Annotated in this window: 15 protein-coding genes; 13 read left to right on the top strand and 2 right to left on the bottom strand. The window is 68.0% G+C overall.

The annotated features are described in order from the left end of the window. Window positions 1–29 precede the first annotated feature (29 nt). From AC3DE2_RS17940 to AC3DE2_RS17885, 12 genes are all read left to right on the top strand, one after another. Complete coding sequence (locus AC3DE2_RS17940) at window positions 30–1,139, top strand: NAD(P)/FAD-dependent oxidoreductase (RefSeq protein ID WP_488427261.1); 1,110 nt, start codon at window positions 30–32, stop codon at window positions 1,137–1,139. Beyond that, the gene (locus tag AC3DE2_RS17935) at window positions 1,136–1,384 is read left to right on the top strand and encodes a (2Fe-2S)-binding protein (protein WP_488427260.1); all 249 of its coding nucleotides are present in this window, start codon (window positions 1,136–1,138) and stop codon (window positions 1,382–1,384) included. Before AC3DE2_RS17940 ends, AC3DE2_RS17935 begins: the two co-directional genes overlap by 4 nt. Then, window positions 1,377–2,687, top strand: coding sequence for an FAD-dependent oxidoreductase (locus AC3DE2_RS17930; RefSeq protein WP_488427259.1), 1,311 nt, complete (start codon window positions 1,377–1,379; stop codon window positions 2,685–2,687). The genes AC3DE2_RS17935 and AC3DE2_RS17930 overlap by 8 nt, the downstream gene beginning before the upstream one ends. Continuing rightward, a complete protein-coding gene (locus AC3DE2_RS17925; RefSeq protein ID WP_295375784.1) occupies window positions 2,684–3,592 on the top strand; it encodes a dihydrodipicolinate synthase family protein in 909 nt (302 codons plus the stop codon). Before AC3DE2_RS17930 ends, AC3DE2_RS17925 begins: the two co-directional genes overlap by 4 nt. Further along, window positions 3,589–5,187 (top strand): aldehyde dehydrogenase family protein, encoded by a 1,599-nt coding sequence (locus AC3DE2_RS17920; protein WP_488427258.1) that lies wholly within the window; start codon window positions 3,589–3,591, stop codon window positions 5,185–5,187. Before AC3DE2_RS17925 ends, AC3DE2_RS17920 begins: the two co-directional genes overlap by 4 nt. Beyond that, a complete protein-coding gene (locus AC3DE2_RS17915) occupies window positions 5,184–6,386 on the top strand; it encodes a M24 family metallopeptidase (protein WP_488427257.1) in 1,203 nt (400 codons plus the stop codon). Before AC3DE2_RS17920 ends, AC3DE2_RS17915 begins: the two co-directional genes overlap by 4 nt. 87 nt (window positions 6,387–6,473) lie before the next feature. Continuing rightward, the gene (locus AC3DE2_RS17910; RefSeq protein ID WP_488427256.1) at window positions 6,474–7,784 is read left to right on the top strand and encodes a glycoside hydrolase family 2 TIM barrel-domain containing protein; all 1,311 of its coding nucleotides are present in this window, start codon (window positions 6,474–6,476) and stop codon (window positions 7,782–7,784) included. 369 nt (window positions 7,785–8,153) lie between these two features. Next, on the top strand, window positions 8,154–9,116 hold the full coding sequence (locus tag AC3DE2_RS17905; RefSeq protein WP_488427255.1) for a LacI family DNA-binding transcriptional regulator: 963 nt from the start codon (window positions 8,154–8,156) through the stop codon (window positions 9,114–9,116). Between the two features lie 385 nt (window positions 9,117–9,501). Beyond that, window positions 9,502–12,522, top strand: coding sequence for a TonB-dependent receptor (locus AC3DE2_RS17900; RefSeq protein ID WP_488427254.1), 3,021 nt, complete (start codon window positions 9,502–9,504; stop codon window positions 12,520–12,522). Window positions 12,523–12,603: 81 nt separating this feature from the next. Next, complete coding sequence (locus AC3DE2_RS17895) at window positions 12,604–13,311, top strand: SapC family protein (protein ID WP_488427253.1); 708 nt, start codon at window positions 12,604–12,606, stop codon at window positions 13,309–13,311. Continuing rightward, entirely contained in the window at window positions 13,298–14,314 is a 1,017-nt protein-coding gene (locus AC3DE2_RS17890) for a cupin-like domain-containing protein (RefSeq protein WP_488427392.1), read from the top strand. Before AC3DE2_RS17895 ends, AC3DE2_RS17890 begins: the two co-directional genes overlap by 14 nt. A gap of 11 nt (window positions 14,315–14,325) precedes the next feature. After that, on the top strand, window positions 14,326–15,846 hold the full coding sequence (locus tag AC3DE2_RS17885) for a tryptophan halogenase family protein (protein WP_488427252.1): 1,521 nt from the start codon (window positions 14,326–14,328) through the stop codon (window positions 15,844–15,846). Between the two features lie 8 nt (window positions 15,847–15,854). Here the strand turns inward: AC3DE2_RS17885 and AC3DE2_RS17880 are convergent, their stop codons facing one another. Continuing rightward, a complete protein-coding gene (locus AC3DE2_RS17880) occupies window positions 15,855–16,097 on the bottom strand; it encodes a hypothetical protein (RefSeq protein WP_488427251.1) in 243 nt (80 codons plus the stop codon). A 56-nt stretch (window positions 16,098–16,153) separates the two neighbouring features. Further along, window positions 16,154–17,935, bottom strand: coding sequence for an EAL domain-containing protein (locus tag AC3DE2_RS17875; RefSeq protein WP_488427250.1), 1,782 nt, complete (start codon window positions 17,933–17,935; stop codon window positions 16,154–16,156). A 243-nt stretch (window positions 17,936–18,178) separates the two neighbouring features. Between AC3DE2_RS17875 and AC3DE2_RS17870 the strand changes: the two genes are divergently transcribed. After that, window positions 18,179–20,136: methyl-accepting chemotaxis protein (locus AC3DE2_RS17870; protein WP_488427249.1), on the top strand; the 1,958-nt coding region annotated here is incomplete at its 3' end.

Here is a 20,136-nt window from a genome sequence, read left to right as displayed (position 1 = left end):
CGCCCGGTCCGAGCACGCCTGGTCTGAACATGTTCGCTCCGAACACGTTCGATCTGATCGTCGTCGGCGGCGGCATGGTGGGGGTGGCCTGCGCCGATGTGGCCTGCGCCGAAGGCCTGAAGGTCGCGCTGGTGGAACCGGGACCGATGGGCGGTGGCGCGACGGCCGCCGCGATGGGGCACCTGGTCGCGCTGGACGAGGATCCGGCGGAACTCGCGCTGGCGGCGTATTCGCTGGCGCTGTGGGAACAGTTTCCGGATCCGCGCGCCGCCGAGTTCAGTCGCTGCGGCACGATCTGGGTGGCGCGCGACGACGCCGAGATGGCGCGGGTGCCGCCGAAGATCGTGCGCCTGGCCGCCGCCGGCATCCAGGCCGAGTCCCTGGACGCGAAACAGCTGCGCGAGCTGGAACCGCAGCTGGTGCCCGGATTGGCGGGCGGAATGCGGGTGACGCGCGAGGCCGTGGTCTATCCGCCGCGCGCGGCGCGCTGCCTGGTCGAGCGCGCGTGCTCGCGCGGCCTGCGGCTGTTCGCCGGCCGCCGGGTCGACGCGCTGCAGGACGGCGGCGCGCTGCTCGATGACGGCACCCGCCTGCGCGGGCCGGTCCTGCTGGCGACCGGCTGCGCATTGCCGGCGCTGCTGCCCGGCCTGCCGGTGCGTCCGCGCAAGGGCCAACTGGTCATCACCGATCGCCATCCCGGGCTGGTGCATCACCAGTTGCTGGAACTGGGCTATGCGGATTCCGCCCACGGCAATGCCTCCAGAAGCGTCGCCTTCAACGTGCAGCCGCGGCCCACCGGGCAACTGCTGATCGGATCGTCGCGCGAAGAAGGCGCGATCGATGGCGAGGTGTCCGGCCCCCTGCTCCGGCGCATGCTGGCGCGCACCCTCGATTACCTGCCGGCACTGGGCTCGCTGAGCGCGATCCGGGTATGGACCGGATTCCGCCCGGCCACGCCGGACGGGCGCCCGTACCTGGGCGCGGTGCCGGACACGCGGGATCGCTGGGTGGCGGCCGGGCACGAGGGACTGGGCATCACCACCGCGTTGGGCAGCGCGCGCCTGCTGATGGATCTGTTCCTGGGCCGCGAGCCCGCCATCGACCCCGCGCCGTATTCGCCCGCCAGGAGATTGTCGTGAGCGTGACGGTCCGGCTGGAGGTCAATGGACGCGCCGTGGAGGTGCCGGCCGGCAGCAGCGTCGCCGCCGCGATCGCGCAGGCGGGCATCACCGTGTTCCGGCGTTCGGTGACCGGACAGCCGCGCGCGCCGCTGTGCGGCATGGGCGTATGCTTCGAATGCCGCGTACGCATCGACGAACTGGGCCAGCAGCGCGCGTGCATGACGCCCGCGCGCGAGGGCATGCGGGTGGCCACCGATGACTGAGCGCGTGCGCGAACACGATGTGCTGGTGATCGGCGCCGGACCGGCAGGATTGGCGGCGGCGCACGCGGCGCGCAGCCATGGCGTGCGGGTGGGACTGGTGGATGCGCAGGCCAGCGCGGGCGGGCAGATATGGCGGCACGCGGTCGGGCAGGCGCCGACACCGGCGGCATCGCGCCTGCGTATGTTGATCGAGGCCGGTGTCGACTGGCTTCCGGGCACCCGCATCGTGATGGCCGAGGACGGCGAACTGCTGGCCGAGGATGCTTCCGGTCCGCTGCGGCTGCGTCATCGCAGCTTGATCCTGGCCACCGGCGCGCGCGAACTGCTGCTGCCGTTTCCCGGCTGGACACTGCCGGGCGTGACCGGCGCGGGCGGCGCGCAGGCTCTGGCGAAACAGGGCCTGCCGTGCGCCGGCCAGCGCTGGCTGGTGGCCGGTCGTGGTCCGCTGCTGCTGGCCGCCGCGGCCACGCTGCAGCGTCATGGCGCGCGGGTGCTCGGCATCTGCGAACGCACGCCCGGCGAACGCCTGCGACGGTTCGCATATGGCCTGCCGCGCTGGCCGGGCAAGGCCGCGCAGGCATTGGCGCTGCGCCTGCAACTGGCGCGCGTCGCGTATCGGCATGACAGCGAGGTGCTGGCCGCATACGGCGACGGACGTGTCGAGGAAGTCGAGTTCCGCCAGGGAACTTCGCGCCGGCGTGTTGCCTGCGACGGGGTGGCGGTCGGCCAGGGACTGGTGCCGGATGTCGAGCTTGCGCGCCTGCTGGGCTGCGCGCTGGAAACGCCGGCGCGGCATCCGCGCGTGCGCGTGGATGGCTGGCAACGCACCAGCGTGCCGGGCGTCCACGCCGCCGGCGAGGCCTGCGGCATCGGCGGGCGCGACTGCGCGCTGGCCGAAGGCGCGATCGCCGGCCACGTCGCCGCCGCCGGCGAAAATGCGGTTCCCGCCACCCTGCTGCGGCAACGGCGGCACGCGCGCGCATTCGCGGCGTGGCTGCAGGCGTGCTTCGAGCCCGTGCCGCAGACCTGGCCCGCGCTACCCGCCGACACCCTGATCTGCCGATGCGAGGACGTCACCCTCGCGCAACTGGAAGGCCTCTCCGATGCGCGCGACGCCAAGCTGGCGACGCGCTGCGGCATGGGCGCCTGCCAGGGCCGCGTCTGCGGCACCGCCATGGCCGAACTCGGCCTGTCCGCCGTCGCGGACAGTCCGCGACGGCCCCCCCTGTTCCCGGCCTGGCTCGACACGCTGGCCGGTGTTTCCCGCTCAACCGATCCCAACCCACCAGGTGCATACCGATGAATCCAAGCCAGTTCCTGCGCGGCGTCCTGCCCGCCATCACCACGCCTTTCAAGGAAGACGGCAGCGTCGATCACGCCTTCCTGGCCGACCATGCGCGGCAACTGGTCGATGCCGGCTGCACCGCGCTGGTGCCGCTGGGCTCGCTCGGTGAAGCCGCCACCCTGTCCTTCGACGAGAAGATCGCGATCATCCGCACCCTGGTCGCGGCGGTGGGCGATCGCGCCCCGATCGTGCCGGGCATCGCCGCGCTCTCCACCGCCGAGGCGGTGCGCCTGGCGCGCGCGGCAAAGGACGCCGGCGCCGGCGGCATGATGGTGCTGCCGGTGTATGTCTACACCAGCGACTGGCACGAAGCCGCCGCGCACGCACGCGCGGTGCTGGAAGCGGTCGATCTGCCCGCCATCATCTACAACAACCCGATCGCCTACCGCACCGACATCACCCCGGCGCAGATCGCGGAGCTGGCGCGCGACTACCCGCACGTGCACGCGGTCAAGGAATCCTCCGGCGACGTGCGCCGCTTCGCCGCGATCAAGGAACTGACCGGCGATCGGCTGGTGCTGCTGGTGGGCATGGACGATGCGATCGTGGAAGGCCTGGGCATGGGCGCCGAAGGCTGGATCGCCGGCCTGGTGAACGCTTATCCGCGCGAGTCCGTGCGCTTGTTCGAACTCGCCCGCGACGGCGGCTATGCCGCCGCGCGCGAACTCTACGAATGGTTCCTGCCGTTGCTGCGGCTGGATACGGTTCCGAAGTTCGTGCAGTTGATCAAGCTGGTGCAGGCGCAGGTCGGCATGGGCAGCGAGCACGTGCGCGCGCCGCGCCTGCTGGTGGAGGGCACCGAGCGCGAGGCGGCGCTGCAGGTGATCCGCGACGCCGCGGCCCGCCCGCCGCGCCTGTCATGACCGGCGCGGCGGCACCGGTCCTGCTGGCCGGAGAGTGGCGCCAGAGCCTGGATGCGGCCGGCACGTTCCGCGCCGACGATCCGGATCGCGGCGAAGCGTTCGGTGATGCGTTTCCGATCAGCGGCGAGCGGGATCTGGAAACCGCCATCGCCGCGGCCACGGCGGTGACGGAGGAACTGGCCGCAGCGGATCCGGCGCGCATCGCCGGTTTCCTTGAAGGTTACGCCGATGCCATCGAGGCGAACCGCGAGGCGCTGGCGGAACTGGCGCAGCGCGAGACCGGCCTGCCGGTGTCGCCGCGTTTCCTCGGCGCGGAGATTCCGCGCACCTGTGGCCAGCTGCGGCTGGCCGCCCAGGCCGCGCGCAGCCACGGTTGGACCCTGCCGACCATCGATACCGGCAACGGCCTGCGCTCGTGGCTGGCGCCGCTGGGCAAGCCGGCGCTGGTGCTCGGCCCGGCCAACTTCCCGTTCGCGTTCAACGCCATCGCCGGCAGCGATTTCGCCTCGGCGCTGGTTGCGCGCACAGCGGTGATCGCCAAGGCGCATCCGGGTCATCCGGGCACCAGCCGCGAACTCGCGCGCCTGGCGCACGCGGCGCTGCTGGCGTCCGGGCTTCCGGCCGCCAGCGTGCAGCTGCTGTATCAGTTGCCGGCGCCGCTGGGCCTGCGCGCCGCCGGGGATCCGCGCATCGGCGCGGTCGCCTTCACCGGCAGCCGCGTCGCCGGCCAGGCGCTGAAGGCCGCGGCGGACGCGGCCGGCGTGCTGTTTTACGGCGAGCTGTCCAGCGTCAATCCGGTGTTGATGCTGCCGGGAGCGCTGGCGGATCGCGCCGGGGCGCTGGCGCAGGAACTGCTGGCTTCCTGCACGCTCGGCGCCGGGCAGTTCTGCACCAATCCGGGCCTGGTGCTGCTGCCCGAAGGCGTGCAGGGCGATGCCTTCGCCGACGCCGCGCGGCGCGGATTCGCCGGTGCGCCCGAGGCCTTGCTGCTGTCGCGCGGCGGACTCCAACATCTGCGCAGCGCGGTGGACGCGTTGATCGCGGCCGGCGCCATGGTGCTGGCGGGCGGTGGCGACGGCAGCGGCGGCGGTTTCCGTTGCCGTCCGGCGCTGCTGACCGTGGACGGGGACCGATTCCTCGCCAATGCGCCAGCGTTGCAACAGGAGGCATTCGGTCCGGTCACCCTGCTGGTGCGGGCACGCGATCCGGCCCAGATGGAAGCCATCGTGCGAGTGCTGGAAGGGCAACTGACCGGCACCGTTTACGCGGCCGATGATGGCCGTGACGACGCGCTCTACGATCGGCTGGCGCCGCTGCTGCGCGCGCGGGTGGGCCGCCTGATCGGCAACCGCATGCCGACCGGCGTGGCGGTGAGCGCGGCGATGAACCATGGCGGGCCCTGGCCCAGCGCCAGCCATCCCGGCTTCACCGCGGTCGGCATGCCCGCCGCCATCCGCCGTTTCGCGGCCCTGCACAGTTACGACCACGTGCCGGACGCACGCCTGCCGGCATTGCTGCGCGATCGCAATCCGGGCGGGATTGCGCGCCAGATCGATGGCCGCTGGACCGACGCGGACGTGGGAGCGGGCGCATGAGCGCGCAGATTGGCCATCTCGCCCGCGCGGATGCCGAGGCATCGCTGCGCCCGTGGTCCACGCACGCGCCGGCGATCCAGGCGGAGGAATACCAGCAGCGCATCGAACGCGCGCAGGCGCTGATGCGCGCGCGCGGCGTGGATGCGCTGCTGGTCAACGCGGGCGCGTCGTTGCGCTATTTCTGTGGCGTGCCTTGGGGCGCCAGCGAACGCCTGGTCGCCCTGCTCGTCACCGCGCGGGGCCTGCCGGTGATCATCTGCCCGGCGTTCGAGGCCGGATCGCTGGAAGCGGTGCTGAAGATTCCGGTGGAAGCGCGCCTGTGGGAGGAGGACGAGGACCCCCATGCGCACGTGGCACAGGCGATGAAGAGCCGGGGCGCGCGCACCCTGGCGCTGGATCCGCTGGCCGCCTTCGCGATTCATCACGGCCTGTGCGATCACCTGGAAGCGCGGATGATCAGCGACGCCACGCCGCTGATCGACGGTTGCCGGATGCACAAGTCGCCGGCGGAACTGGCGCTGATGCAGCAGGCGTGCGACATGACCCTGCAGGTTCATCGCCTGGCCGCCGGCATCGCCCGCGAAGGCACCACCACCGCCGAGCTGGTCCGCTTCATCGACGAGGCGCATCGCGCGCTCGGCGCCGATGGCGGTTCGACGTTCTGCATCGTCCAGTTCGGCCACGCCACCGCGTTTCCGCATGGCGTGCCCGGCGTGCAGTCATTGAGGGAAGGGGATCTGGTCCTGATCGACACCGGTTGCAGCGTGCAGGGCTACAACTCCGACATCACCCGCACCTGGATCCATGGCCGCGCCGATGACGAACAGCGCCGCATCTGGGATCTGGAGCAGGCCGCGCAGGCAGCCGCGTTCGCGGCGGTGCGGCCAGGGGTCGCCTGCGAAGCGGTGGATCTGGCGGCACGCCGGGTGCTGGAGGCCGCCGGACTGGGCCCGGGCTATCGCCTGCCGGGATTGCCGCACCGGACCGGGCACGGCTGCGGCCTGGCGGTGCACGAGGCGCCGTACCTGGTGCGCGGCAACGCGACCGTGCTGCAACCGGGCATGTGCTGCAGCAACGAGCCGATGATCGTGGTGCCCGGACGCTTCGGGATCCGGCTGGAGGATCATTTCCACGTGACCGAAGCGGGTGCACAGTGGTTCACCCCGCCGTCGCCGGCGATCGATCAACCGTTCGCCTGACAAACGAACGAAGCGGGCGGTGAGCCGCGAGCAAGTTATCATCGGGATGCCCTGCGGACATCGCCGCGCGATCCTGGTATCAAGCCGATGAGAAGCCTCATGCTGTGGTGTGGGCTGGCGCCGCTCGCGGCGCTGGCATGGTCCGGCGCCACGGAAGGGCCGTCGCAGGTCCGCATCCACGAAGGGCCGGAGGGCTATCGGCTTCTCGTCGATGACCAGCCTTTCGTCGTCCGCGGAGCCGGCCTGGTGGACGGAAACCAGGAAGAACTTGCCGCCCGGGGCGGGAATTCGTTTCGTACCTGGAGTACCGGCATCGACCGGGACCGGGTGCTTGCCATGCTTGACCGCGCCCGTCGCAACGGATTGAGGGTGGCGATGGGCATCGAGGTGGCGCGTGAACGCCACGGCTTCGACTATGACGATGCGGTGTCGGTCCGGGAACAGCTGGAGCGTATCCGTCAGGAAGTGCGGCTCTACCGCCACCATCCGGCGGTGCTGATGTGGGTGGTGGGAAACGAATTGAACCTGGAATCCCGCAATCCTCGCGTCTGGAACGCGGTGAACGACATCGCGGTGATGATCCACGAGGAAGATCCCCGCCATCCGGTCATGACCACGCTGGCCGGATTCGATTCGGCATTGGCCACGCAGCTAAGGACGCGCGCACCCGCCCTGGATCTCATCGGGATCCAGTTGTATGGCGACATCGTGGGTTTGCAGGACAAGTTGGCGCAGGGCCGGTGGACCGGACCCTATATCGTGACCGAGTGGGGACCGACCGGGCACTGGGAGAGTCCGGGGACCACCTGGAACGCGCCCATCGAAGCGGATGCATCCACGAAGGCGGGCTGGCTGCTGGAGCGTTACCAGCGACATATTGCCAGTGACACGCGCCAGGGCTTGGGGTCCTATGTGTTCCTGTGGGGTGACAAGCAGGAACGCACGCCCACCTGGTACGGCTTGTTCCTGCGTAGCGGCCAGAGCACGCCCGGCGTGGATGCGATGCAGTACCTCTGGACCGGCCGCTGGCCGGCCAATCGCGCGCCTTGGACCACCCCGATCCTGCTGGAGGGGAAACGGGCGGAGGAGAGCGTGATCTTGCGGCCCGGACAGGCCGCGGTGGCACGGGTGGAAAGCGTCGATCCGGAGGGCGACCCGCTGTCATTCCGTTGGCAACTGCTCGAGGAGAGCACGGCCACGACCGTGGGCGGCGACGCCGAGCAGGTGCCGCCGCAGGTGCGGATGGAGACCCGCGAAGTGATCCCGGGAGGCCTGCGCTTCCAGGCACCCGTGGGCGTCGGCAACTACCGCTTGTTCGTGGAAGTCCGCGATGGCGCAGGGCACGCCGCGTATGCAAACTTCCCTTTCAGGGTCGATGGAGTGGAAGTACCGCGTTGACGCGTACGGCAGTGTTCGGCGGGCGCGCGCCCGGCTTCCGACGGCGCCGAAATGCCGGCATGACGGGTAACCCGTCCATCGTCCCGTCCACATCAGCCTCGGCGCTTACGCGAAACCTTTTCGGTCGCAGGATGCGCCGCGCACCCGCGTGCCACGACGACGCGCGGTGCGAACGCTCCGGAGAACCTGGCACATTCGTCGTTGACAGCGCTGTCAAGGGCTTGTTACACCTTGCCACCGCTCCATCCGCCCAGGCCGGCCGAACAGGCCCATGCGATACCCCGCGGGAGGTGGGAGCAACATCGCCAAGGGATCGCAGGAACCATGCGTAGTCGAATCGAGGATGTCGCCGCCGCGGCCGGTGTGTCGATGAAGACCGTATCGCGCGTACTCAACCATGAGCCGAACGTGCGCGAGGAAACGCGCCGGCGCGTACTGCAGGTGGTGGACGAACTGCAGTATCGGCCCAACCTGTCCGCGCGCAGTCTGGCTGGACAGCGCTCCTACACGGTAGCGCTGATCTACAACAACCCCTCGCTCAACTACCTGATGGAAGTACAGGGCGGCATGCTCGATGCCTGTCGTGCCAACCATTACAACCTGGTGCTGGTGCCGTTGGGCGCATCACGTCCGCGCAGGATGGCGGATCTGGACGCGGCCTTCGAGCATTTCGCGCCGGATGGCGCTGTCCTGATTCCGCCGTTGACCGACGATGCCGTCGTGCTCGAATTCCTGCAGGAGTCCGGGGTGCCATTCGCCTGCATCGCACCCCGGCAGGGAGAAGGCCGGATCGGCGTGACGATGGAGGAGACCGCGGCGGTGGTCGAACTGATGGAAGGCCTGATTGCGCTGGGCCATCGACGGATCGCCCATATCAAGGGCGCGCCCACGCACGGCGCATGCCAATGGCGCTTTCGCGGGTACCGACAGGCAATGCGCGAGGCCGGCCTCGCCGAGGATCCCGCACTGGTGGTACAGGGGGCGTTTTCCTTCGAGTCCGGCATGCTCGCCGCACGTCACCTGCTCGACCTCGCCGAGCCGCCCACCGCGATCTTCTGCGCCAATGACGACATGGCGGCGGGCTGCGTGCGCGTCGCGTCCGAGCGTGGATTGCGCGTTCCCGCGGACGTGTCGATTTGTGGTTTCGACGACTCTCCCATCGCACGGCACATCCATCCTGCCTTGACGACGGTACGCCAGCCGGCCGCCGAGATGGGGCGCCTCGCGACCCTCGAACTGCTGAAGCGAATCCGCATGTCTGGCACCGGGACCATGGTCCGCGTTGCCCACGAAGTGCTGTTCCGCGAATCGACGGGTCGACCGGGTCGTTGATGCGGGCGCCCGCACCTCATCCGGTGGAACAGGACAACGATGGGACAGGTAGTGGACATTCGTGGACTTCTCGTCCGGTCATGTCGAAAAAAACAGGCAGGCGTGTTTGGGATCCCGGATTGATGCACAACCGTGCATCGCATCCGAAGGCCATCTCACGAGCAAGAAATTTTTCGGGGAGGCTCGCGCGAAAACGGTTTCAGCTGCAATGCACCATGTGCCGGAAGGCCAAAAAAAAGGGGTTTTTCGCCAAAAAAGGATGGGATGCCTGAAAAGTTGACAACGCTGTCAATCGAGCGTCCAATTCGGCGCCATGCAGTGGTGACAACTATCGATTGAGCAAACGCGCGTCATGCGGTTCGTGAATTTCCGGGGAGGAAGATCCATGAAGCAGGTGCAGTTCGTTCCGAAGAAGAAGCTCCTGACGTCTGCCTTGATGCTGGCCCTCGCCGGTCAGGCCTGGTCACAGGAGACCACGCAGAATGCCGACGACGCGCAGGCTGCGCCGCCGCAGGCCGATCCCGCAACACTGGATACCGTGACCGTCACCGGCATCCGCGGCAGCTTCATTTCCTCGATGAACCTGAAGCGCGATGGACAGGGCATCGTCGATGGCATCGTGTCCGAGGACATCGGCAAGTTCCCGGATACGAACCTCGCCGAATCGCTCCAACGCATCAGCGGCGTATCCATCGACCGATCGCTTGGTGAAGGCTCCAAGGTCACCGTTCGCGGCGTGGGACCGGACTTCAACCTGGTGCTGCTCAATGGCCGGCAGATGCCGGGGGCGCTGCTGGGGTCGGGAGGCGCAGGCGTCTCCAACTCGCGTGCGTTTGATTTCGCCAACCTCGCCTCCGAGGCGGTCAGCGCCATCGAGGTCTTCAAGACCGCCCGCGCCAGCACGCCCAGCGGCGGCATCGGCGCCACCATCAACATCAGGACCGCGCGCCCGCTGGACAATCCGGGGCTGGTCGCCAGCGTGGGCCTCAAGGCGGTCAACGACACGACGGTCGACAACCTGCCGCGCACCTTCAAGGGCGAATCCGTCACGCCCGAGATTTCCGGCATTTTCAGCAACACGTTCGCCGACGGCCGGTTCGGCGTGGCGATTTCGGCCAGCTACCAAGAGCGCGACTTCGGCTTCAGCCAGGCTTCGGTCGCCAACGGCTGGGCCAAGTTCCGCGGCGACGACACCACCAGCTGGAACCGCCTGCCGCAGCCGGGCGAGCCCAATTCCGAACTCATCACCAACCGCCCGGGATCCGGTGATGTCTATTCCCGGCCGCAGAACACCGGCTACAGCGTCAACGGCGTCCAGCGCCAGCGCACCAATGGACAGCTCGTCCTGCAATGGGCGCCCACGGATCGGGTGACCACCACGCTGGACTACACCTACTCCGAGAACAAGATCCAGCAGCAACGCAGCGAGCTCTCGGTATGGTTCAACTACCAGCCGGGCCAAAGCAGCTGGACCGATGGCCCCGTGTCGGCGCCGATCTCCTATTCGGAATTCACCTCGGGTACGGCGGACGTGGCGATGGGCGGCGCGCAGTTCGCGACCAAGAGCGAGAACAAGTCGCTGGGCTTCAACGTGGAATGGGAAGTCAACGATTCGCTGAACCTGGAGTTCGACTACCACGATTCCACCGCCGAGACCCTGCCGGACAGTCCCTATGGATCGGCCGGCGTGCTCGCGGCCGCGGCGTTCGTGCGCGGCACCACCACGGTGGATTACAGCCGGCCACTTCCGATCGTGCACATGGAATTTCCCAATGGGGGCGTGGAGCCATCGCGCGCGGTGGTGACCGGCTCGGTGTTCCACAACAGCTATACCAAGTCGGAAGTGGAGCAGGGCCAGGTCAAGGGGCGTTTCAAGTTCGGCGACTATTCCGGTCTCGACTTCGGCGTGGCTTCGACCGAGGTGCAGAACCGCACGGCCTACGGCTACATGCAGCGCGACACCTGGGGAGGTGTCGGGTCACCGGCGGACTACGACGACGATATCTGGTACGCCGACGACATGTCGCGCTACTTCAGCAGTTTCGACAACCATGGCGACCCGCGCTGGAGCAGCCGCTTCCTGGTATTCGATTTCGAGCGGCTGCGCCAGCGTGCCGCGCAGGTCGGCAACGACGCCAATCCGGCGTGTCCCACCTGCTATGTGGCACCCGACGAGTTCACCCGCGACATGCGGACGACCGAGAAGTCCAGGAGCGCGTTCCTGCAATGGACCACCACCTGGGACTGGAAGGTGCCCATCCATGCGGCGGTCGGCGTGCGCTACGAGAAGACGGACGTGACCTCGACCGCACTCGTCCCGATCGGCCAGAGCATCACCTGGCTGTCGGCGAACGAGATGGTGGTCAATTATGGCGAAGCCGGCTTCACCCGGCTCGAGGGCGACTACGCGTACTGGCTGCCCAACCTGGACTTCAGCGCGGATCTCACCGACGACATGGTCCTGCGTGCCAGCTATGGCCGCACCATCGGCCGCCCGGGCTGGGAGCAGATCCAGGGTGGCAAGACGATTGCGAATATCGTGCGTGTCGACGGCGGCGATGGCGCCCAGGGCAATCCCGGCCTGAAACCGCTGGTGTCCGACAACTTCGATGTTTCCTTCGAGTGGTACTACGACGAGGCCAGCTTCGTCTCGGTGGGCTACTTCCGCAAGAACATCGACAACTACATCGGCACCACGCAGATCGCGGATACCTCCTTCGGCCTGCACACGCCGGTCGGCGGCGCTTATTGGAACAATGCCATCACCGCGGGAGGCTGCCCGGCCACGGACATGGTGTGCATCCGCAACTACATCTTCCGCAACCATGCGGGCGATCCCGGCGTCACCCATACCGGCACCAACACCAACGGGGAGGAGACCGGCACCATCGTGGGCCAGCCCGGAGACCCGGTCGCCAGCTTCGACATCACCGTGCCCGCGAACCAGCAGTCGGCCTCGCTGGATGGCTGGGAGTTCAATTTCCAGCACATGATCGAGGACACGGGTTTCGGGCTTGCCGCCAATTACACCATCGTCAATTCCAGCCTTGCCTACGACAACTACAACCTCGGTGAACAGTTCGCGCTCGAAGGGCTGAGCGATTCGTTCAACGTGGTCGGCTTCTACGACAAGGACAAGTGGCAGGTAAGGCTGGCCTACAACTGGCGTGACAAGTTCCTGTCCGGGCGTTTCGACGGACAGGGGCCCAACCCCAATTACACCGAGCCTTATGGCCAGTTGGATGCCAATGTCAGCTACCAGGTCAACGATCACCTGATCCTGAGCCTGGAGGGCATCAACCTGACCGACGAGACCCAGCGTGTCCATGGGCGCCACGAGAACCAGGCGCTGTGGGTGACCCAGAACGGGCCGCGCTACATGTTCGGCGTCCGCTACAAGTTCTGAGGGCCGGCCGTGCCAGCTGCCGGGAGCGCAGCGACGCGCTCCCGGCCTATCATGCACGGACCCGGCCGGTACTGTTCAGCGATGACCCGACATGTCCTGCTCAACAACATCGATCACCGCGACCTGCGCATAGACACGCGGCATGGCGCGGAGCTGGGCGACGCGGTCATGCTGGCGCCGACCTTTCCGGCGGAGTTCCGCGCGCTGCAGGCGCACTACCCGATCGTGTTCCAGCGCCTCCAGGACGGTGGCTTCCAGCCGGTGGCGCTGTTTGGATTCCAGGCCGGCGAGAACCTGTTCCTCGAGGCCGGCGACTGGCAGGCGCCGTATCTTCCGCTGGCGATCCAGCGGCAACCGTTCCTGATCGGGGCGGTCGGCGGGGAACTGCTGATCCATGTCGACCTGGACCATCCGCGCGCGAGGCACGGGGACGGGGAAGCCGTATTCCGTGAACATGGCGGCACGACCGATTACCTCGAACGCATCAACTCGGTATTGCTGGCGCTGCATGAGGGGCTGGCGGCGAACGGGGATTTTTCGGCGGCGTTGCAGGGGCATGGCCTTCTGGAATCGTTCGTGTTGGACATCACCCTGGACGATGGTTCGCCGTGTCGGATGGCGGGCTTCCACGTGATCCACGAGGAGCGACTGAAGGCGCTGGATGCGCAGGCACTGGGCCGGCTGCACGCGGCCGGCTACCTGGAAGCCATTTACATGGCGACGGCGTCGCTGTCCAACCTCCGCGATCTCATCGCCCGATTTAACCGCCGCCATGTTGCCCGCACCTGAGCCCATCGAGGAAGCGGATGCCGGCGAACTGCAGGCCCGCCGGGAAGACCTGCTGCGATCGCCGCGTCCCTTGATCCTGCGGGACGCGGTGGGCCACTGGCCGATGGTGCAGGCAGCGCGCCGATCGCCACGGGAGGCGATTGCCTACCTGAAGGAATTCGAACGCCCGGACGGGCCGCCCGTGGTGGCGACCGTGGGACCACCCGGGATAAGCGGACGGTTCTTCTACGACGAGCATCTCCAGGGTTTCAATTTCCGCCAGGAGCACGTGCCCCTGCGCGTGGCCCTGGATACGTTGCGAAAATACCTGGACGACCCCGCGCCCCCCGCGATCTACCTGGCATCCACGACCCTGGACACCTGGCTGCCCGGGTTCCGCCAGCACAATGACCTGTCCCTGGGCGACCGCGATCCGCTGGCGAGCATATGGATCGGCAACCAGACCCGCATCGCGGCGCACCAGGATGTTCCCGACAACCTGGCCTGCGTCGTCGCGGGCAGGCGGCGGGTCACCCTGTTTCCCCCGGAGCAGCTGGCGAACCTGTACGTAGGGCCGCTCGATTTCACCCCGGCGGGACAACCGATCAGCCTGGTGGATTTCGCCGCGCCTGACCTGGAGCGCCATCCGCGGTTTGCCGAAGCCTGGCGGCATGCGCGCGCCGCCGAGCTGGCCCCCGGGGACGCGGTGCTGATTCCCAGCATGTGGTGGCACCACATGGAAGGGCTGGAACCGTTCAACGTGCTGGTCAATTACTGGTGGCGGCAATCGCCGGCGTGGATGGACACGCCGATGAATGCCCTGATGCTGGCGCTGATGACGGTACGCGACCTGCCACCGGGACAGCGTGCGATCTGGCGCGAGGTGTTCGATCACTACGTCTTCCGGCCCGGCGACGCCACCGCCGCGCACATTCCGGAGCGGGCGCGACGCGTGCTGGGGCCGATGGACGAGGAGCGGGCGCGCGACCTCCGCGCCCGGTTGTTGAAACGACTCAACCGCTGAGGACATATCCCATGCTCCAAACCGCCGGCATCCCGGAAAAGACCGTCAGGCGCGTCGTCATCGCCGGAGGCGGCACGGCCGGCTGGATGGCGGCCGCGGCGCTGTCACGCATGCTGGGCAAGGTCCTGGACATCACCCTCGTGGAGTCCGAGGACATCGGCACCGTCGGTGTCGGCGAGGCAACGATTCCCACGCTGGTGACCTTCCATCGCCTGCTGGAGATCAACGAGCAGGAGTTCATGGCTGCGACCCAGGGGACGATCAAGCTTGGCATTTCGTTCGAAGGCTGGCGGGACGCAGGTCACCGCTACATACACTCGTTCGGGGTGACCGGACGCGATCATTGGATGGCGAATTTCCATCATTTCTGGATGCGGGCCCACGCCCTGGGCCTGGCCGGAAGCTACGACGACTACTGCATCGAGCTGCGCGCGGCGCAGGAAGGGCGGTTCGCGCACCTGCCGCGCTACCAGATGAACTACGCCTATCACCTGGACGCCAGCCTGTATGCCCGGTTCCTGCGCAGGTTCAGCGAAGGCTATGGCGTGCGCCGGGTCGAAGGCAAAATCACCGAGGTCATGACCGATGAAGCCGATGGCTTCATCACCGCGCTGCGCCTGGAAGACGGCGCCATGATCGAGGGCGACCTGTTCCTGGATTGCACCGGGTTCCGCGCGCTGCTCATTGGAAAGACCCTCAATGTGGGCTTCACCGATTGGTCGCACTGGCTGCTCAATGACAGCGCCCTGGCGACCCAGACCACCGCGGTGCGCGACGCGGTGCCATACACCCGCGCCATCGCCGGCCGCGCCGGCTGGCAATGGCGGATTCCACTGCAGCATCGCGTCGGCAACGGCATCGTCTATTCCAGCCGGTTCACCAGCGACGAGGAGGCCCGCGAAGAATTCCTGTCCAGCCTGGAGGGCGAAATCATCAAGCAACCTTGGCCGGTGCGGTTCCGGCCTGGCCAGCGGCACCGGTGCTGGAGCCGCAATTGCGTGGCGCTGGGGCTGGCCGGGAGCTTCATCGAACCGCTCGAGTCGACCACCATCCATCTCATCCAGCGCGGCATCATCCGGCTGCTGCACGCCTTCCCGCACGTCATCACGCGGGAAGCGATTGAAGACTACAACGCGCGACTTGACGCGGAGCTGCAACACGTACGGGATTTCGTGGTCCTGCACTACCACGCCACGCAGCGGCGCGACACCGCCTACTGGCGGACCGTCGGCACCATGGAACTGCCGCCCTCGCTGCAACGGCGAATCGATCTCTTCCGCGAGACCGGCAACGTCTACCACGTGCCGACCGAATTGTTCGCCGAGAATTCGTGGATACAGGTCATGACCGGGCAAGGCATCACGCCAAGCCGGCACCACCCGCTGGCAGGGGTGATGGGCGAGCCCGAACTGGCCCGCTTCATGCGCGAGATCAAGGAAGGCGTGGATGCCACGGTGCGCCAGTTGCCGGCGCATATGGATTATCTGCGGAGCTACTGTCCCGGCATGCCCCCGGTGGCCATGCCGGCCTGACCCGTCGCTTATAGCCGGTAATGACTGGCCGGTGGCTGGAAGCGATCACCCGGGCCGGTCGCCGGCATCAATCCGGCGCCCAGTTCCATCAGCCGCGACCAGACATAGGGCTGCAGATCCACCGGGGCGCCGGTATAGATGTGCGTCCACAGCTCGTCGAGGAACTCCTGCGGCGGCTGGCGTACGAGACCCCGCGCCAGCCGGTCGCTGGCGGTATCCAGAGCGGTCCGGATTTCGGCCAAGGTGTCCATGCGGCGGACTATACGAAGGCCGCGTTCTGATTGTGTGACAGCCGCGGACGACCTGCCTATTCCGTGACCGGTTCCCCGCTTGCCACCGAATGCAGGCCGATTCCATGGCGCTTGGCGTGGCGCTTGGCCGCCGCCGCGTCCGAGGCGACCTGCTCGGCGCTCTCGTAGCGGGCCGGATCCACCTGGACGATGCCGATGGTCAGGGTGGTCAGCGGGAAGGTGGTGTAGCGGCCGCTGCGGTCCTCGCTTTCCAGCACCCCGCGCGCCAGGTCCGGTTCGTCGAACAGCGCCCGCGAGGCGGCGTTGAAGTCGGCGATGATGTCGCGGCAACGGCGTTCCCAGTCCTCGCTCTGCAGCAGCACCACGAAGTCGTCGCCACCGACATGGCCGACGAAATCCATGCTCGACTGCACGTGCTTGAGCAGGGTGGTGGCGACCAGCCGGATCATGCGGTCGCCGCGGAAGTAGCCGTACTGATCGTTGTAGGGCTTGAAGCTGTTGAGGTCGCAGTAGGCGGCGACGAACGGACGACCGGCTTCGAGCAGGCGGCCGATGTGTTCGGAGATGGGGATGTTGCCGGGCAGCAGGGTCAGCGGATTGGCGTAGCGCGCCGCCTCGATGCGCAGTTCCGTCACCCGCCGCACCAGCGCCTCGCCGGTGCCCACGCCCAGGTAGCGACCGTCGCGGGTGATGATGAAACCATCCGACAGGTAGCGCTGGTCCTCGCCGAGCAGGATCTCCGACATCGCGTCGATGCTCTGGCCCACGTCGCAGACGATCGGCGCGGCATGCATCAGCAGCGCGCAGGTCTTGCGCCCGTTGAGTTCGCGCGCGAACGGCACCGCCATGCGTTCGTTGAAGACGCGCCGGTTGATCAATCCCAGCGGCAGGCCGTCGCGATCCACCACCGGCAGCGAGGGCAGGTCCGGGTGGCTGCGGAACAGGTGTTCGGCGTCGAAGTTGCTGGCTTCGTCGGTCAGCGAGGGCGCTTCGATCAGCAGGTGCGCGGCGGTGACGCCCCGGAAATCCGAGGCCCGGCGCGCGCGCGGCCAGACCGGCAGCTTCTCGAAGCGCGCCTCGCGCACTTCCGCCGGCACCGCCAGCGCGACCTCGCTGGCCGGCCGGCCCAGCAGGTAACCCTGCGCGTAGGGAATGCCGAGATCCTTGACGATCGCCAGATCCTGCAGGCGCTCCACGCCCTCGGCGACCAGTTCCGCGCCCAGGCTGTCGGCCACCTGCACCAGCGCGCGGACGATGCTCAGCCGGCCCGGGCTGTCGGCGATGTGATGGATCAGGTAGCGGTCGAGCTTGACGTACTCCGGTGACAGTTCGTGCCACAGCTCGAAGTTGGAATGGCCGTTGCCGAAGTCGTCCAGGGCGATGCGGATGCCGGCCGCGCGCAGATAGCCCAACGCGTCGGCCAGCCGGCCGACATCCTCGACGATGTCGCGCTCGGTGATCTCGATGACGAACCGGCCCAGATCGCGGCCCGCCGACAGCAGGCTCTCGATCACCTGTTGCGGACGCAGTTCACCCTGCAGGATGGCGGGCGCGCTGAGATTGACCAGCAGCCGGCCGCCACGATCGAAGTCGAAACTGCGCGCCAGGATGCCGGCGGCCACGGTCTCCACCTCGCCCAGCCGCCCGGCGCCACGCGCGCGGTCCAGCAGCTCCAGCGGCGAGCAGGCGCGACCGGCGATGCGCATCAGGCCCTCGTGCGCGACCACCCGGTTGTCCTCCAGCCGGACCACCGGCTGGAATGCCGCCAGCAATTCACGGCCGCGCAGGACCGCTTCCAGCAGGGGATCGGAGGCGACGGCGGAATCGGAGAGGCACATGGGGCCGCGAACCTAGCGGGTTCGCATGACAGTTCCGCGACGGCGCTGATGGTGATCCGTCATCTCGCCAAGCCATGCGGGACTGGCGTTCCAGGCATCCGTCATCACGGTGTCGCACGTACCGGCTACAACGGCATGCAGCGCGCGGACTTCGCCACGGCCTCGGCAAGGCGACTGGAAACTGGCGCTAAAGACTCCCGGAAGCCGGCCGATACCGATGCAAAATTTTGCTCGGAGTCCCCCATGCCGACGTTGTTCCGACTGCCTTCCGCCTGGAAGCGCCCCTCGTTCCGCCTGGTCCGTGCCATGCTCGTCCATCGGCTGGCGCGGATGACCATCGCCGGCAAGCTGCGCCTGTGCGCCTGGGTGGCCGGCACGGGACTGGTGTTGATCGCTTTGTCGTACTGGCAGGCCAGCGCGGGACAGGCGCGCGCCGCCGGACTTTTCCAGCAGCAGCAGGGCTATGGTGCGCTGCTGGCCGGATGGGAGCGGCAGGTCGAACAGACCCGGCGCCTGCAGACGGTTTACGCGATTCGACTGGAAACGGCCGATCGCGATGCGCTGAAATCGGCGCAACAGCGGCTACGCCAGGATCTCGCGCAGCTGCGGCGGCATCCCGCCGGCGCCGGCGACCGTGCGCGATTGGACACGGTTGCCGCACGCATCGGTGAATTCGCCGACGGCATCGATGCGTTGAACGCGCGCGTGGACGAGATGGGGCAGGGCGACGCCAGCCTGTCCGTCCGCCTGCACGTGGCCGGACGGGCATTGGAGGACGCGGCACAGGCCGCTTCGACGCCGGAAATCGAAGCATCCCTGCAGCGCATGCGCCGTCACGAGAGCGAGTTCCTGCGCACCGGCGACGCGGCGCAGTCGGATCGGGTCAGCGAGGAAAAGCTGCCGTTCGAGCTGGCGCTTTCGTCGACGTCGCTGGACGAGGCGGTGCGCGACGACCTGCGCGAAAAGGTGGATACCTACCAGGGCGCGCTGCTGGCCTATACCGCCGCCCGGGTGGGACTGGACGTGGAAGTCGCCTCGCTGGAGGACACCGCCGCCGCCATCGCGCCCGCGCTGGCGGATCTGGCACGCGCCCGGGAAAGCGGATTGGCGCAGGCCGCGCGCGGGCAGCGTGCGCAGCGCATCGGGATGGCGGCGTTCTTCGCCGTCACCGTGGCGGTGGTGGCGCTGGTGCTCGGCGGCGTGCTGTGGGCGGTGCTGCAGGCCGTGGGCCGGCCATTGCGTGACGCGGCCGACGTCGCAGGCGCGATTGCGGACGACCGCCTGGACGATGAAGTGCGGATTGACAATCCGCACGATGAAATCGGCAGCCTGATGGCGTCGCTGTCGCACATGCAGGGTCGCCTGCGTGAACGCATCGCCGGGGAGCGCGCGGCCGCGCACGGGAACGCGCGCATCCGCCAGGCGATGGATCATGCGCATACCGGCCTGATGGTGCTGGCGGCCGATGGCTCGGTGGCCTTCGCCAACCACGGTCTGTCCGATGCGCTGGCACGACAGGGCATCACCGCGCCGGAAGGGCGCCGTCTGGATGAACTGGATGACGCGCTGGAACCCGTCGCGCGGCGGATGGATGACGAGGACGCGGGCTTCGAACAGCCGATCGCGCTCGGTGCCGATCACTATCTGCTGGTGGCGAGTCCCATCCATCTGGACGGCGAACGGACCGGCACCACGCTGGAATGGAAGAGCCTGGCGATGGAACACATGGTCGAACAGGAGATCACCGCGCTCGTGCGCGCGGCGGCGCGGGGCGATCTGGGCGGGCGCATCGACGTGACCGGCAAGCAGGGATTCCTGCAGGCGCTGGCGCATGGCATCAACGATCTGTTCGAGGTGCTGCAGGGCAATCTGTCGAAACTGCAGTACGTGCTGTCGGCGCTGTCTCAGGGCGACCTGACGGTGCGGATGGAGGGAGAATTCCACGGCGTGTTCGCCCGCATGCGCGACGACGCCAACGCCACCGTGGCCCAGCTGACCGACATCGTCAGCCGCATCCAGGACGCCTCCACCGCCATCAACACCGCCGCCGGGGAAATCGCCTCCGGCAACGCCGACCTGTCCCGCCGCACCGAACAGCAGGCCGCCAACCTGGAGGAAACCGCCGCCTCCATGGAAGAGCTCACCTCCACCGTCCGCCAGAACGCCGACTCCGCCCGCCAGGCCAACCAGCTCGCCATCGG

This window comes from Pseudoxanthomonas sp. 68-E7 (assembly GCF_057773145.1).
Note: the sequence above shows the minus strand (reverse complement) of the source record. Positions and strands in the feature narration are given on the sequence as shown.

Bases quoted from the DNA above. Each gene is read 5' to 3' on its own strand.
- AC3DE2_RS17940 (WP_488427261.1), top strand. From the start codon at position 30: ATGTTCGCTCCGAACACGTTCGATCTGATCGTCGTCGGCGGCGGCATG.
- AC3DE2_RS17930 (WP_488427259.1), top strand. From the start codon at position 1,377: ATGACTGAGCGCGTGCGCGAACACGATGTGCTGGTGATCGGCGCCGGA.
- AC3DE2_RS17925 (WP_295375784.1), top strand. From the start codon at position 2,684: ATGAATCCAAGCCAGTTCCTGCGCGGCGTCCTGCCCGCCATCACCACG.
- AC3DE2_RS17920 (WP_488427258.1), top strand. From the start codon at position 3,589: ATGACCGGCGCGGCGGCACCGGTCCTGCTGGCCGGAGAGTGGCGCCAG.
- AC3DE2_RS17915 (WP_488427257.1), top strand. From the start codon at position 5,184: ATGAGCGCGCAGATTGGCCATCTCGCCCGCGCGGATGCCGAGGCATCG.
- AC3DE2_RS17910 (WP_488427256.1), top strand. From the start codon at position 6,474: ATGAGAAGCCTCATGCTGTGGTGTGGGCTGGCGCCGCTCGCGGCGCTG.
- AC3DE2_RS17905 (WP_488427255.1), top strand. From the start codon at position 8,154: ATGAAGACCGTATCGCGCGTACTCAACCATGAGCCGAACGTGCGCGAG.
- AC3DE2_RS17900 (WP_488427254.1), top strand. From the start codon at position 9,502: ATGAAGCAGGTGCAGTTCGTTCCGAAGAAGAAGCTCCTGACGTCTGCC.
- AC3DE2_RS17895 (WP_488427253.1), top strand. From the start codon at position 12,604: ATGACCCGACATGTCCTGCTCAACAACATCGATCACCGCGACCTGCGC.
- AC3DE2_RS17885 (WP_488427252.1), top strand. From the start codon at position 14,326: ATGCTCCAAACCGCCGGCATCCCGGAAAAGACCGTCAGGCGCGTCGTC.
- AC3DE2_RS17880 (WP_488427251.1), bottom strand. From the start codon at position 16,097: ATGGACACCTTGGCCGAAATCCGGACCGCTCTGGATACCGCCAGCGAC.
- AC3DE2_RS17875 (WP_488427250.1), bottom strand. From the start codon at position 17,935: ATGTGCCTCTCCGATTCCGCCGTCGCCTCCGATCCCCTGCTGGAAGCG.